Source organism: Helicobacter sp. WB40, from assembly GCF_027859275.1.
GTDB lineage: Bacteria > Campylobacterota > Campylobacteria > Campylobacterales > Helicobacteraceae > Helicobacter_D > Helicobacter_D ibis.
Genome location: NZ_JAQHXS010000003.1, coordinates 66,552 through 80,420 on the forward strand (window position 1 = coordinate 66,552; position 13,869 = coordinate 80,420).

At 32.9% G+C, this 13,869-nt stretch carries 15 protein-coding genes and 3 tRNA genes; 12 read left to right on the forward strand and 6 right to left on the reverse strand.

Going from position 1 to position 13,869, the window contains the following annotated elements; all coding sequences use genetic code 11:
• Positions 1–15: 15 nt before the first annotated feature.
• On the reverse strand, positions 16–1,224 hold the full coding sequence (locus tag PF022_RS02825; RefSeq protein ID WP_271022723.1) for an NAD(P)/FAD-dependent oxidoreductase: 1,209 nt from the start codon (positions 1,222–1,224) through the stop codon (positions 16–18).
• A gap of 194 nt (positions 1,225–1,418) precedes the next feature.
• On the opposite strand from PF022_RS02825, the gene PF022_RS02830 reads away from it, so the two are divergent.
• On the forward strand, positions 1,419–3,101 hold the full coding sequence (locus tag PF022_RS02830; RefSeq protein WP_271022807.1) for a Na/Pi cotransporter family protein: 1,683 nt from the start codon (positions 1,419–1,421) through the stop codon (positions 3,099–3,101).
• 6 nt (positions 3,102–3,107) lie between these two features.
• On the opposite strand, the gene PF022_RS02835 is transcribed toward PF022_RS02830, so the two are convergent.
• Entirely contained in the window at positions 3,108–3,701 is a 594-nt protein-coding gene (locus tag PF022_RS02835) for a DedA family protein (RefSeq protein WP_271022725.1), read from the reverse strand.
• 81 nt (positions 3,702–3,782) lie between these two features.
• On the opposite strand from PF022_RS02835, the gene PF022_RS02840 reads away from it, so the two are divergent.
• From PF022_RS02840 to mnmG, 7 genes are read left to right on the forward strand one after another with little or no spacing between them, the layout of a single operon-like run.
• Positions 3,783–4,562 (forward strand): OmpA/MotB family protein, encoded by a 780-nt coding sequence (locus PF022_RS02840; protein WP_271020411.1) that lies wholly within the window; start codon positions 3,783–3,785, stop codon positions 4,560–4,562.
• A gap of 30 nt (positions 4,563–4,592) precedes the next feature.
• Positions 4,593–5,219, forward strand: coding sequence for a carbonic anhydrase (locus tag PF022_RS02845; protein WP_271020985.1), 627 nt, complete (start codon positions 4,593–4,595; stop codon positions 5,217–5,219).
• Complete coding sequence (kdsA, locus tag PF022_RS02850; protein ID WP_271020413.1) at positions 5,216–6,016, forward strand: 3-deoxy-8-phosphooctulonate synthase; 801 nt, start codon at positions 5,216–5,218, stop codon at positions 6,014–6,016. The genes PF022_RS02845 and kdsA overlap by 4 nt, the downstream gene beginning before the upstream one ends.
• Before the next feature lie 3 nt (positions 6,017–6,019).
• A complete protein-coding gene (gene ribH / locus PF022_RS02855; protein WP_271020415.1) occupies positions 6,020–6,490 on the forward strand; it encodes a 6,7-dimethyl-8-ribityllumazine synthase in 471 nt (156 codons plus the stop codon).
• Positions 6,490–6,933 (forward strand): transcription antitermination factor NusB, encoded by a 444-nt coding sequence (nusB, locus tag PF022_RS02860; RefSeq protein WP_271020416.1) that lies wholly within the window; start codon positions 6,490–6,492, stop codon positions 6,931–6,933. Before ribH ends, nusB begins: the two co-directional genes overlap by 1 nt.
• Entirely contained in the window at positions 6,930–7,634 is a 705-nt protein-coding gene (pyrF, locus tag PF022_RS02865) for an orotidine-5'-phosphate decarboxylase (RefSeq protein WP_271022727.1), read from the forward strand. Before nusB ends, pyrF begins: the two co-directional genes overlap by 4 nt.
• Positions 7,624–9,522, forward strand: a complete 1,899-nt coding sequence (gene mnmG, locus PF022_RS02870) for a tRNA uridine-5-carboxymethylaminomethyl(34) synthesis enzyme MnmG (RefSeq protein ID WP_271020419.1) — start codon at positions 7,624–7,626, stop codon at positions 9,520–9,522. Before pyrF ends, mnmG begins: the two co-directional genes overlap by 11 nt.
• An 11-nt stretch (positions 9,523–9,533) precedes the next feature.
• Here mnmG and PF022_RS02875 read toward each other — a convergent pair.
• The 3 genes from PF022_RS02875 to PF022_RS02885 form a co-directional block, all read right to left on the reverse strand.
• A tRNA-Met gene (locus PF022_RS02875) sits at positions 9,534–9,610 on the reverse strand.
• Between the two features lie 38 nt (positions 9,611–9,648).
• Positions 9,649–9,723: transfer RNA gene (locus tag PF022_RS02880), tRNA-Gln, on the reverse strand.
• A 65-nt stretch (positions 9,724–9,788) separates the two neighbouring features.
• Entirely contained in the window at positions 9,789–9,971 is a 183-nt protein-coding gene (locus PF022_RS02885) for a hypothetical protein (protein ID WP_271020420.1), read from the reverse strand.
• A gap of 225 nt (positions 9,972–10,196) precedes the next feature.
• Here PF022_RS02885 and PF022_RS02890 point away from each other — a divergent pair, with 225 nt between their 5' ends.
• Positions 10,197–11,234, forward strand: coding sequence for a bifunctional 3,4-dihydroxy-2-butanone 4-phosphate synthase/GTP cyclohydrolase II (locus PF022_RS02890; protein WP_271022729.1), 1,038 nt, complete (start codon positions 10,197–10,199; stop codon positions 11,232–11,234).
• 3 nt (positions 11,235–11,237) lie between these two features.
• Here PF022_RS02890 and PF022_RS02895 read toward each other — a convergent pair.
• Positions 11,238–11,312: transfer RNA gene (locus tag PF022_RS02895), tRNA-Pro, on the reverse strand.
• Between the two features lie 83 nt (positions 11,313–11,395).
• Between PF022_RS02895 and PF022_RS02900 the strand changes: the two genes are divergently transcribed.
• From PF022_RS02900 to PF022_RS02910, 3 genes are read left to right on the forward strand one after another with little or no spacing between them, the layout of a single operon-like run.
• Entirely contained in the window at positions 11,396–12,472 is a 1,077-nt protein-coding gene (locus PF022_RS02900) for a flagellar basal body P-ring protein FlgI (protein ID WP_407081396.1), read from the forward strand.
• 9 nt (positions 12,473–12,481) lie between these two features.
• Positions 12,482–12,799, forward strand: coding sequence for a rod-binding protein (locus PF022_RS02905; protein ID WP_271020423.1), 318 nt, complete (start codon positions 12,482–12,484; stop codon positions 12,797–12,799).
• Entirely contained in the window at positions 12,799–13,806 is a 1,008-nt protein-coding gene (locus PF022_RS02910) for a sensor histidine kinase (RefSeq protein WP_271020424.1), read from the forward strand. The genes PF022_RS02905 and PF022_RS02910 overlap by 1 nt, the downstream gene beginning before the upstream one ends.
• The last annotated feature ends 63 nt before the right edge of the window (positions 13,807–13,869 follow it).

Consider the following 13,869-nt stretch of genomic DNA (forward strand, 5'->3'; position numbering starts at 1 on the left):
ACCATTAAAAAGTAGCTAATTGCTACTTCTATATCTAAATTGACCCTTTTTTGCGACCATTTTTATCCCACCTATGCTAAAGAGCCATTTATTTTCTATGGTATTTTTCATAAATGCAGCTATTTCACCACTTACATTTTTATGATATACAACGCCAACACCATCAGTATGCCCTATGGAGCATACTGTGCCTCTGTGGTTGAATTTAAAGGCATGGTTAAATGGTTTGTTCTCTAGTTTTGCACACAATAATTCTGCTACATAGTCTCCCATTTGTGCTGATAGTTGTGCGGTTGGTGCGTGTATTACATCTTTGCTAGTTGCTAATGCACAATCACCAACTACATAGATATTCTCATATTCTTTGCATTGTAAGAATTCATTTGCAGGGATTCTGCCTTTTTTGTTTGGTATTATGGAGTTTTCTATTATATCGCTTCCCTTTACACCTGCACTCCATAGAATTGTATTGCCGATTATTTCTTCTAGCTTTCCATTTTTTTCTATTATTACTTTGTGTTTTTGGATTTCTTTTACTTCAGCACTAGATATTATATCTACCCCTAGTGCTTTTAGTTTGGATTCTGCTTTATTTGAGAGTGATTTGCTAAAGACTGGTAGTATTTGTTTTGACCTTCCTATACAGGTTATTTTAGGAATCTTTCTATCAATGCCACATATTAGACATAGCTCATCAAGTTGAGTTGCAAGTTCTGCAGCAAATTCTATCCCAGTAAATCCAGTGCCACATACTATTACATGCAAGTCATCTGGATTTTTTGTGTGGATAAATTCCTTAAATTTATTTTCTATGTTTTTGGTTAGTTTTAGTGCGGTATTTAGTGAAGTAAGCACATAAGTATGCTCATATACGCCTTCTATCCCAAAGCTATCAAGCTTGAATCCTAGACCAATTACTAAATAATCATACTCATATCTTCCGCCATTACCTATTACTGCATTTTCTGTTGGCAGGATTTCTTTTATTTTGTCCTTTATAAATGTTACTTTGTTTTTATCCAAGATTTTTCTGTAATAGATTCTAGCTTTTCTATCGCTTAGAGTGCCTATGGCAACTTTATGCAGTAGGGTTGTTTGATAGTGATAGTCGTGTTTGCTAATTAGCGTTATATCAGCCTTTACTTTTAGTTTCCTTTGTAGTCCTAGTGCGACTTTAAGCCCCCCATATCCACCACCTATTATTAGAATCTTTTTTTTATCCATTTTATGCCCCTTACCCAATTTTATAATATGAGTATAAAAAATAATAGTTAAAAAATTTTTTAATTTTTTGTGTGATTATTTTTTGGATATAATCTTGCATTTTGTTGTTGGGGGAGATTGTGTATAAAAGATATTTGCTATTAGTATTAATTGCACTTCTTGTTTATTTTTTAATTGTTTTTCCAGAGCTTGGCATGATATTGGCAGGTGTTGCTATATTGCTTGTTGGAATGTCAAATTTAGGCAATGGGTTTAAGTCTTTTAGTGGTGGTCTTTTAGAAAAAATCTTAAAAAAATCAACAGATACTAGGGTAAAGAGTATAGCGTTTGGAACAATAACCACAATTCTTATGCAAAGCTCTACTTTAGTATCTGTTATTTCTATATCATTTTTAGGTGCTGGTCTTATCACTCTAGCACAAGGTATAGGGATTGTCTTTGGTGCGAATTTAGGAAATAGTGCTGGTTCGTGGTTAATTGTAGGGCTTACAAAGATAAATATATCAACTCTAGCTATACCTTTGGTTGTAAGTGGTGCTTTATTGGGTTTTCAAAAAGATTCAGTGCTAAAGGGCTTAGGAAGTGTATTTATAGGGATTGGATTTTTCTTTTTGGGGGTTGATTATATTAAAAGTGGCTTTGAATCTTACAAAGAAATAATGGATTTATCGAAGTTTAACTTTACAGGCATGAAAGGAGTGCTAATCTTTGTCGCGCTTGGTGCGATAACTACGGGTATAGTGCAGTCAAGCCACGCTACAATAGCAATTATTATATCAGCATTAATAAGTAATCAAATAACTTACGAAAATGCACTTGCTGCAACATTGGGAACTAGTGTAGGTGGTGTAGTAACTGCCGTTGTAGCATCTCTTAGCACGAATCTTGATGGCAAGAAACTTGCAGTTGCAAATTGTATTTTTAACTTTACTATTGCGCTAATTGTTATTGTTTTGTTTCCGTTTTTTGTTAATTTAGTAAATCTTGTAGCGGATATTTTAGGGATAGAAAACATAGCATTAAAGACTGCATTATTCCATACTCTCTTCAACCTTGTAGCTGTTATTTTGATATCTATGTTTGTAGGGCAGATTGTTGCATTTTTGGACAGAGTGATAAAAGAACCTAAAAATAGGGACACTGATAGACCACTATATCTTAATAATAATATTTTAGAATACCCAGATACTGCCATTGAAGCACTGCAAAAGGAGAGTGAGCATTTATATAATAACGCCTATGCAATGATTGCTCATACAATAGGATTCAATCGTAGTGATATAAGAAGCAAGGAGAGTTTTGACTTTATAGTTGAGAACAAAAAGTGGTTTAGCGGTAGTGTTGATTTGGATTATTTATATAGACAAAAGATAAAGGTCTTATTTGACGCTATTATGGAGTTTTCTACAAAGGCACAATTATATGCAGATGATGAAGCAAAAGTGCATAGAATCTTTTCTTTCAAACTTGCATCAAGAAATATCACTGAAGCCACAAAGAATCTTAAAATAATACAAGGCAATATGAAAGTCTATGCAAATTCAACAAACAAATATCTAGCAGATGAATATAATGAAATGAGAAAAGATATGGGGGAACTCTTGCGTAGCATAGAAAAGCTAAAGCTAATGAAAGATGAAAGTGTTCATTTAATATTGCAGAATCTAAAAGGTGCAGAAAAACTCTTAAAAGAGAAAGATTATAGTGCATTTCATAGAGTAGAAACTCTAATAACAGAAAATAAAATAAGTGCAACTAATGGAACTTCTATATTGAACGATAGTGCGTTTATGGCACAAATTGCTATAAATTTAATTGAAGCAGTTGTTATAATATTTGCAAAAGATGAATATAGTGAGGAGATAAAGCAAGACTAATTTTGTCTATGCTTTTTTTTGATAGTAGATGTATATTGAAATGCCAATTGCAACTAATATAACTAGTGATAGTGTTATTATGTGTAGATATTCTCTTAAAAGCCCTTCATTCTGTCCTAAAAAGTATCCAAGTGCAGTTAGTATAACAACCCAAATACCAGCCCCAAGAGATGTGTAAAGACAAAATAAAAATAAATTCATCTTGCCAATTCCAGCAGGTAGAGAAATGTATTGTCTAATTACAGGTATCAATCTTCCACTAAAAGTTGAGATATGTCCGTGTTTATTGAAGAATTGTTCCATTTTATTCATTGTTTCAGGTTTGAAAAATACATACTTGCCATACTTTATAAGAATCTCTCTTCCTAAATATAATGCTAGATAATAATTAATTAATGCACCAGCTAGTGAGCCAGCAATCCCGCATAAAATAGCAATGAAAAAATTCATCTCTCCTTTATGTGCTAAGTATCCAGCAGGTATCATTACTATTTCGCTTGGGAATGGTATAAAGCTACTTTCAAGCAACATCATAATAAAGATTCCCAAATATCCAAATGCACTAACGCTATCTACAATAAAGTTAATAATCTCTTCCAAAATACGCTCTTTTTAAGTTTGATTTTGTAATTATAAGTGATTTTTTATATAATACAAAACATAAATAAAGAAAGGTAAATTGTGGCAAAAGAAAAATTAAGATGTCCTCCGTGTGATTGTCCCAAAGGTGTTCCGTTATGGCTTGGGACTTATGGAGATATGGTTACTCTTATTCTTACATTTTTTATTCTTTTGCTATCTATGGCTTCATTTGATAAAGAGAGAATCGCACAAGCGATAGGTTCGGTAGAAGGTGCGTTGTCTATTTTAGAAAAAGGCTCTCAATCCCAAATAAATCCTCCACAACCAATAAAAGCTACTCCTATGGAAACAGAAGTTGAGATGGATAATGTGGTTAATATCTTTGCTTCTTTAATTACAGAATATAATGAAGTAAATAGAATCTCAAATGGTCCAAGCGTAGAGTTAGAAGAAGCGGAGAAAGGGATAGTTATAAGAATCCCAAATGAATTATTATTTGATAATGGAAGTGCTATTTTAAGCAACTCAAGTGGGATAGCCTTCTTAAAGCGTTTATCACTAGAGTTTAGAAAAATGCCAAATGCAGTGCTAATAAAGAGCATAGGACATACTGATAATACTCCTATTATGAGAGATTCTGTGTTTGCTGATAATTTTGAATTATCAATTGCAAGAGGCGTTAATGTAGCAGACCTTATAATAAATGAGGGTGTTGATAACTCTAGGATAACAGGCGGTGGAGAAGGAGAGTATTCTCCTATTGCAAGTAATGATATACCAAGTCTTAGAGCTAAAAATAGACGTGTTGATTTGTATGTTTATAGTATAGGACAGGATTTATCTGCAGCTGCTCAATCTATAAACAAAGTAACTCCATAAAGAGAAATAATGCAAGAACAAGAAACGTCAATAGACACTTTATTTAAGGGTGTCATTAAGTTTAAAGAAGAAAATTTTTCACATTATAAAGAATTATTTAGAGATTTAAAAGAGGGGCAAAATCCGCACACATTGTTTGTTGGGTGTTCGGATTCTAGAGTTGTGCCAAATTTAATTACAAATACTTTGCCGGGTGAGTTGTTTGTCGTTAGAAATATTGCAAACATTGTGCCTCCATATAGAAAGGTAGATGAAAGTTTGGCTACCACTTCTGCTATTGAGTATGCATTATGTGAGCTAAATGTAGAAAATATAATAATTTGCGGTCATTCTCATTGTGGAGGTTGTGCTGCTTTGTATGATGAGGAGCATTATAATGCAATGCCAAATGTTAAAAATTGGCTAAAATTAATTGAAGATATAAAGATAAAAGTGCTTGATTTAAAACCAGAAAATGAGGCTTTGAGAGCATTTTATACAGAACAAATGAATATAGAAAAGCAAATAAGGAATCTCTTTACATATCCGGAAGTAAAGGAAAAATATCTAGCAAGAACGTTGCATATTTATGGTTGGCACTATATTATAGAAAGTGGCGAAGTGTATAGCTATGATTTTAAAAAACAAGAATTTAATTTATTAAAGGCGGAGAAATGATTATTGTTGCTGGACCTTGTGTTATAGAGAATGATGAGATTTTAGAAGAAATTGCAGAGAGTTTAAAAGATATAGCAAATAATCCAAAAGTTACATTTTATTTCAAATCTAGTTTTGATAAGGCAAATAGAACTAGTTTGGATTCTTATCGAGGACCTGGTTTGGAGAAAGGCTTGGAATCTTTAGCAAAAATCAAGCAAAAATTTGGATATAAACTGCTAACAGACATACATGAGACATATCAAGCAAGGTTGGCAGCAGAGATTGTAGATGTATTACAGATTCCTGCGTTTCTATGTAGGCAGACAGATTTAATAGTAGAGAGTGCGAAGAGCAAAGCTATTGTTAATATTAAAAAGGGTCAATTTATGAATCCAAAAGATATGCAATATTCTGTTTTAAAGGCATTAAAGATTCGTGGTGGAGAGAATGCAACTTATGATGAATCTAAAAAGCATGGTATATATCTAACAGAACGAGGAAGTAGTTTTGGCTATGGTAATTTGGTTGTAGATATGAGATCATTATCTATTATGAGAGAGTTTGCACCAGTTATCTTTGATGCTACTCATGCGGTGCAGATGCCAGGTGGTGCTAATGGTAAGAGTGGTGGAGATTCCAAATTCGCCCCACTTTTAGCTAGAGCTGCTAGTGCTGTTGGTATTGATGGGTTATTTGCTGAAGTGCATGTAAATCCAAAAAAAGCATTAAGCGATGGTCCAAATATGTTAAAACCAAATGAGCTTATAAGTCTTTGTGATACTATTTTAGAGATTGATAAATTAATAAAAGGATAGAATATGCAAGTGATCGAAGGAAAATTATCTCTTTTGGGAGATGAAAAAATTGCAATTATTTCAAGTAGGTTTAATCACATAATTACTGATAGGCTTGTAGAGGGTGCTAAAGATTGCTTTCTAAGGCATGGTGGCAGGGAAGATAATTTATTTCATATATTGGTTCCTGGTGCATTTGAAATACCATTTGCATTAGAGAAAATATTATCTCAAGGTGATTATGATGGAGTATGTTGTCTTGGTGCAATAATTAGAGGAAGCACACCTCATTTTGATTATGTAAGTGCTGAATCTACAAAAGGAATAGCAAATGTAACCATACGATATGGTGCTGCTGTAACTTTTGGTGTCCTAACTACTGATACAATAGAACAAGCAATTGAAAGAGCTGGAAGTAAAAGTGGAAACAAGGGTTTTGAATCTATGTCTAATCTTATAGAGCTTATAAACTTATATAGAAAAATTGGTGCATAATGGCTACTAGAGGACAGGCAAGAGAAGCTGTTGTGCAGTTGATGTATGCTTATGGTAGCGGAAATAGTGGTATTGTAAAGTTTGTAGATGAAATATTAGAAGAGAAAAAAATTAAAAATCAACAACGAGAGTTTGCATTAGGATTGTTTAATGGGATTTTGGAGCATTTAGAAGAAATAGATTTAAGAATCACCCATCAGTTAAAGAACTGGGATTTCTCTAGGATTGGAGATATGGAGAGGGCAATTTTGAGGCTTGGTGCATATGAGATAATATTTAGCGATACTGATAAAGCAGTTGCTATTAATGAAGCATTAGAAATAGCAAAAATATTTGGAAATGATAATTCAACTAGATTTATAAATGGGATCTTAGATGGTGTAAGCAAGAATCTGAAAATAAAATTACAAGACATACAAGAGGCACTTAAGGATAATAAATGAAACTTTGTGTTGCATTAGATATGGATAGTAAGCATGATAATCTATCTCTTTTGGAGAGCTTAAAAGAATATGATGACTTGTATGTAAAAGTTGGGTTAAGGAGTTTTATTAGAGATGGATATTTATTTTTAGATGAGATTCGTAAAATTGCTAATTTTAAAATATTTTTGGACTTAAAGCTATATGATATACCAAATACTATGTGTGATAGTATTGATGAGATAATAAAATTGGGAATCGATATGGTAACAATTCACGCAAGCAGTGGAAGAGAGGCTATGAATAGCATAGCTACAAAATTATCAAAAGTGCAAAATCCACCTATTATTCTTGCAGTAACAGCACTTACTAGTTTTGATGATTCTAATTTATTTGAGATATATAATGATAGTTTAGAATCTTGTGTGTTGAAGTTTGCAAAATTATCATATGAATGTGGAATAAATGGTGTTGTATGCTCATGCTTTGAATCTAAAATGATAAAGACAAATATAGGAAATGATTTTTTAACCCTTACGCCGGGGATTCGTCCATTTGGCGAGAGTGTAGGAGACCAAAAGCGTGTAGCAAATATTAAAGAAGCTTTCGATTCCAAGAGTGATTTTATCGTTGTTGGGCGTCCAATATATAAAGCACAAAACCCAAAAGAAGCTGTAAAGAGAATATTAAACGAGATGAAAAGAGTTAGCAATGAAATATGATGTAATCGTTATTGGTGGTGGTCATGCGGGTATTGAATCTGCAATAGTATCTGCTAAGATGGGTTGTAAGACACTGCTTTTAACAATGCTAGTAGAACAAATTGGAGCTGCTAGTTGTAATCCTGCAGTAGGTGGGCTTGGTAAGGGACATTTGGTAAAGGAAGTAGATGCATTAGGTGGTGTAATGGGATATATCACTGATAAGTGTGGGATTCAATTTAGAACACTAAATGCCTCAAAAGGTCCTGCTGTTCGAGGCACAAGAGCTCAAATAGATATGGATAGATATAAAATAGTGGCTAGAGATATATGCTATAACACGCAAAACTTGGAAGTCTCACAACAATTAGTTGAATCTTTAATTGTAAAAAACAATGAGGTAGAGGGCGTTAAAACAAGTATAGGCAAAATATATAAGGCAAAGAAAGTTGTCTTAACTACGGGGACATTTTTAAGAGGGAAGATTCATATAGGTGAGAATACCTCTAACAATGGTAGAGCAGGTGAGCAGCCAGCACAAGCTTTAGGAGAGTATTTAGAATCTTTAGGGCTTGAGGTAGGTAGGCTAAAGACTGGGACATGTGCTAGAATAAAAGCTAGTAGTATAAATTTTAGTAATTTAGAAAAACATCATGGTGATATACCAGCTCCTTATTTTAGCAATAAAACAAAAAAAGAGTTAAATGGCAATGAGTTTAACCCAGTGCAATTACCATGCTATGTAACATATACAAATGAAAAAACACACAAAATAATAAGTGATAATTTTCATAGAGCACCTATGTTTACTGGACAAATAGAAGGTGTTGGTCCTAGATATTGTCCAAGTATAGAAGATAAAATAAATAGATTTAAAGATAAAGAAAGACATCAGTTATTCTTAGAACCACAAACGCTAGAGGCAAATGAATATTATATAAATGGACTTACAACTTCCTTGCCATATGATGTTCAAGAAGAATTAATACGAAGTATAGAAGGTTTAGAGAATGCAGAGATTGTGCGATATGGATATGCTATTGAGTATGATTATATAAATCCTACGGAATTAAAGCATACATTAGAGACAAAAAAAATAAAGAATCTTTATTGTGCAGGACAGATAAATGGCACTACTGGGTATGAAGAAGCAGCAGCACAAGGGATATTTGCTGGGATTAATGCTGCACTTAGTGCTAAGGGAAAAGATGAGGTTTATTTAAGAAGAAATGAATCTTATATTGGTGTTATGGTTGATGATTTGGTAACTAAGGGCACAAAAGAGCCTTATAGAATGTTTAGTTCAAGGGCAGAGTATAGGCTTTTATTGCGTGAAGGCAATGCGATTTTTAGGCTTGGTAAATTATCTTTTGAGCTTGGGCTTATGAGTGAGTGTGATTATAAGGAATTGCAAAAGGATTTAGAAGATATACAAATTGGTCTAAATTGGTTAAATGGTTCTGTTACGCCTACGGCATCTGTTTTGCAGTTTTTAGAGAGTATAGATGAAGATAAAATAAGCGATAAGACTACATGGCAAACGATAGTTTCAAGAAGGACATTTGATATGCCAAAACTCCTAGAGTTAATAAAGTTTGCTAATGCACCTTTTGGTTCATTTTCTCAAAGGTCATTAGAGGAGATATTAGTAGAATCTAAATATATGACCTATATACAAAAACAACAAGCAATGATTGATAATATGGATAAAATGCTAAGTATTAAGATTCCAGATGGGTTTGTTTATAAAAATATATCTGGTTTGAGTTTAGAAGTGATAGAAAAGCTAGAAAAGAATCAGCCAAAAAGTCTATTTGAAGCAAGTCAAATAAGTGGAGTTACACCTGCTAGTTTGGAAGTTCTACAATTATATATACATTTGGAAGATAAAAAGAATAAAAGTAAGTGAGAAATTAAAATTGGTAGCGGGGGGCGGATTTGAACCACCGACCTTTGGGTTATGAGCCCAACGAGCTACCGGGCTGCTCTACCCCGCGATAAATATAACTAAAAATGTTAAAAATCATTTTGATTGTGGCTGGGGTACAAGGATTCGAACCTCGGAATGGCTGGACCAAAACCAGCTGCCTTACCGCTTGGCGATACCCCAATGTTTTAAGAAATCGGATTATATATAAAAAAGGCTCGTTTGTCAAGAATTAGTAAAGGCAAAAATTATATATCTAATTTTTTTGCCAATGCTGTTCTAATTGCTTCTTCTTTTGAAGATTTTTCCTGTATTTTTCTTTCTATTACGCTTTTATCAGCTTCAAGTTTTGCTATCTGCTTTCTTATGTTTGTTAAAAACGAAACTAACTTTCTCTCATTATATACCTCAAAATTTTGTTGTGTTGTCATTAGAATTCCTTATTGTATTCGTAACTAATAATGCTAAAAATTTGCTTTATATTTCTTTAAATAAAATTTTATTTTTATTAAACTTTTTATCTTATAAATTTTATTATAAAATAATTAATAATTTTTGATTAATATTGACTTTTTGGGTTAATTATCAATTAAAGAGAGTATTTATAAAATTTTTAATTTTTAGTTTATATAAAGTTGTTTTGGCAAGGAAATTATATGAGTAAAAATGAAGCTATTTTAAGGGTAGAGCAATCCATAGAAGCTATCAAAAATGGTGAAATGATAATAATAATGGATGATGAAGATAGGGAAAATGAGGGTGATTTGGTTATGGCTGGAATCTTTAGCACACCAGATAAGATAAACTTCATGGCTCAATATGCAAGGGGTTTAATTTGTGTCTCTATCACTGAAAAGATAGCAAATGATTTAGATTTGCCGCCTATGGTGGCATCAAATAGCTCAAATCATAATACAGCATTTACTATATCAATAGATGCAAAAGAGGCAAAAACAGGAATCTCTGCTTATGAGAGAAGTTTGACGATAGAGCTTATGTGTAGAGCCAATGCTAAGCCAGATGATTTTGTAAGACCTGGACATATCTTTCCACTTGTAGCAAAAGAGGGTGGAGTATTAGAAAGGACGGGACACACTGAAGCTAGTATTGATATTTGTAAATTAGCTGGACTTAAGCCAGTTAGCGTGATTTGTGAGATAATGAAAGAAGATGGGCTTATGGCTAGAAGAGATGATAAATTTTTAATTGATTTTGCTTCTAAACATTCTTTAAAGATTCTATATGTATCAGACTTAATAGAATATAGAATGCAGTCTGAAAACCTAGTTAGCATACAAAGTGAAGAATCTTCTAGTTTTTTTGATTTTGATGTTACTAAGACTTCTTTTAAAGATCATATAGGAAGGATTCATATTGCATACAAGTTTGGAGATACTGGCAAGATTCCTTATGTGAAATTCCACATTGTAGATGAGGATATATTATTGCTAGAAGATTTTTCTAGATTCAATGAACTTGTAAAATCAATAGATATATTAAAAGAGCATGTAGGTTATCTTGTGTTTTTAAGAACTAGTAAAAATTCCGATATAAAAGAGCTTGGGATAGGTGCGCAGATTCTAAAGTTACTTGGTATTTTGGACTTCAAACTAATTAGTTCTACAAAAAATGAAGATAGTTTTATGGTGCTAAATGGATTTAATTTAAAGATAGTTGAGGTAATTAAACCTTAAGTTTCGGAGTAGCGGGATTTGAACCCACGACCTCACCCACCCCAAGGGTGTGCGCTAGCCAGACTGCGCTATACTCCGATGTGTTGCGTATTGTAGCATATTGATAGTTGGAATGCAATTTGCTTATTTTTGCTAATAAATATAGCAAAAGGATTTGAAATATGAACATGTTTAAAGGTATTTTAACAATAACTTTGTTTTTTACGCTACCAATGTATGCTGCAAAGGTTAGCGATTTAGCAAATATCGTCGGCGTTAGGGATAATCAACTAATAGGTTATGGTTTGGTTGTGGGTCTAAATGGGACTGGCGATAAGACTACCTCTACTTTTACAATGCAATCAATGTCAAACATGCTAGAGAGTGTAAATGTAAAAATAGATCCAAATGATATACAATCAAAGAATGTTGCTGCTGTAATGGTTACTGCTAAGCTTCCTCCATTTGCAAGACAAGGTGATAAGCTTGATATTTTAGTCTCAAGTATTGGTGATGCGAAGTCTTTAGAAGGTGGGACATTGTTGTTAACTCCTCTTAGTGGTTTAGATGGGAGAATCTATGCTGTCGCTCAAGGTGCTGTAGGTATAGGTGGTAAAAGCGAAAGAGGCGGTGCAGCAAACCACCCACTAGTTGCCACATTACCAAATGGCGGTATTGTTGAGAGAGAAGTTGTATATGATTTGTATAGCAAAACAAATGCAACTCTTAGTTTAAAAGAATCTAATTTTCAAAATGTAGTTAGAATCCAAACTAGGATTAATGAGACATTTGCTCCTGCTACAAATAGTGATTCAAATGCAACAAATTCTGTTGCAGTTGCCGTAGATCCAAGAACAATAAGATTACAAAAGCCAGAAAATATAAGCATGGTTGAATTTCTAGCTAGGGTTCAAAATATTGATGTTGATTATGTAAAAGAAGATAGAATAATAATAAATGAAAGAACAGGAACGGTTATAGCAGGGCTTGGCGTTGAGGTATCTCCTATTGTTGTAACTCATAACAATATAACAATAAAAGTATCAAATGAGCCTATAAATGACCCAGAAGCGGTTGATATGGGCAGTGGTGCGTCATTTAGCCCTCAACAAGCAATGGTAGCAAGTGCGAATAATCCTACTATCTCTAGCGTCACAAGAGCATTGCAAAGAATGGGTGCTACTCCAAAAGATATGATAGCTATAATTGAGACAATGAAAAAAGCCGGTGCTTTTAATGCTGATTTGGAAATAATTTAAGGAGGATTCATGGCAATTGATTTTAATGGCATTAGCGGATATAGCAAAGATTTGTTAGATGTTGCTAAAAAAGCACCAGAAATTACAAAAACAGATGATGATTCAAGGCTAAGAGAACAAACAGATGCCTTTGAAGCGTTGATTTTAAAGACTATACTTGATACATCTTTAAAACTAGAAGATCCTCTATATCCAAAAGCACCCGGACATGACATATATGAATCCATGTATAAAGATACACTATCACAATCTCTTAGCGGTAGTTTTGGATATAGTGATTTGCTATATGGTTATTTAAAAGATTTACAAAAACAACAAGGCTTATAGTGATAGATCAAAATTTATTGGAATCTTTAAGTAGTAGCGATAAGGAATCTTTTGCAAAAGGGCTAAAAGAGTTAATCACACAAACATATGAAGTAGAAAAAGAATTTGTTGAATTAAGGGCTCTCTTTGAAGAGGTATTGGATATTTTGCCAACTGCTGTATGGGTACTAGAAGAGGGTGGGGAAATATTTTATCAAAATTCTTTTGCAAGCGAGATTTCAAATCTTTTGGAATTTTTGGATATACGCAATTTGCAACGACAAGAAATTGAGCTTGAATCTAGTGTGTATTTGGTTCAAATAAATAAAAAGCTAAACAAATTTATAATTACTGCTACTGATATTACAAGTGAAAAAAGGCGTGAAAGACTAGCATCTATGGGGCAAATATCAGCACATTTAGCACATGAGATAAGGAATCCTGTAGGCTCTGTTGCACTTTTAGCCTCTACACTTATAAATAAAGTTGATTTAAAAAACAAGCCTCTAGTTTTAGAGATAAAAAAATCAATTTGGCGTGTGGAGAGGATTGTTAAGGCTACATTGCTGTTTTCAAAAGGTGTGCATGTAAATAAAAGCACAATAAACCCTGAAAACATAAAAGAAGAATTAGAAGAATCTCTAGGGTATTACACATATTCTAAAGATATAGATTTGAAGCTAAAGTTTGATAGCTCACAAATAGAAGCTGATTTTGATTTATTGTGTATAGTTTTGCAGAACTTTTTGTTTAATGCTGTTGATGCAATTGAAGAGAGTGATAATGATAGTGGTTTAATAGAGATATTTTATAGTATCGTTAATGATAAAGCAGAATTTAAAATTTATGATAGTGGCAAACAAATTGAGAATCCTCAAATATTATTTGAACCATTTAAAAGCACAAAATTAAAGGGTAATGGGCTTGGATTAGCATTGTCATTACAGATTATTGAAGCACATGGCGGAAGTATAGAATTACTAGATGAAGATAAAAAAGGTTTTAGAATAATTATCCCTACAAAATAGTTTTTTATTAAGTTTTATCTTTAATTTTGCAATAATCTTTTAAAAATTCTTGCAAGGTTATTT

Bases quoted from the DNA above. Each gene is read 5' to 3' on its own strand.
- PF022_RS02905 (WP_271020423.1), top strand. From the start codon at position 12,482: ATGGCAATTGATTTTAATGGCATTAGCGGATATAGCAAAGATTTGTTA.
- mnmG (WP_271020419.1), top strand. From the start codon at position 7,624: ATGAAATATGATGTAATCGTTATTGGTGGTGGTCATGCGGGTATTGAA.
- PF022_RS02830 (WP_271022807.1), top strand. From the start codon at position 1,419: ATGATATTGGCAGGTGTTGCTATATTGCTTGTTGGAATGTCAAATTTA.
- kdsA (WP_271020413.1), top strand. From the start codon at position 5,216: ATGATTATTGTTGCTGGACCTTGTGTTATAGAGAATGATGAGATTTTA.
- PF022_RS02900 (WP_407081396.1), top strand. From the start codon at position 11,396: ATGAACATGTTTAAAGGTATTTTAACAATAACTTTGTTTTTTACGCTA.
- ribH (WP_271020415.1), top strand. From the start codon at position 6,020: ATGCAAGTGATCGAAGGAAAATTATCTCTTTTGGGAGATGAAAAAATT.
- PF022_RS02885 (WP_271020420.1), bottom strand. From the start codon at position 9,971: ATGACAACACAACAAAATTTTGAGGTATATAATGAGAGAAAGTTAGTT.
- PF022_RS02825 (WP_271022723.1), bottom strand. From the start codon at position 1,224: ATGGATAAAAAAAAGATTCTAATAATAGGTGGTGGATATGGGGGGCTT.
- nusB (WP_271020416.1), top strand. From the start codon at position 6,490: ATGGCTACTAGAGGACAGGCAAGAGAAGCTGTTGTGCAGTTGATGTAT.
- pyrF (WP_271022727.1), top strand. From the start codon at position 6,930: ATGAAACTTTGTGTTGCATTAGATATGGATAGTAAGCATGATAATCTA.
- PF022_RS02890 (WP_271022729.1), top strand. From the start codon at position 10,197: ATGAGTAAAAATGAAGCTATTTTAAGGGTAGAGCAATCCATAGAAGCT.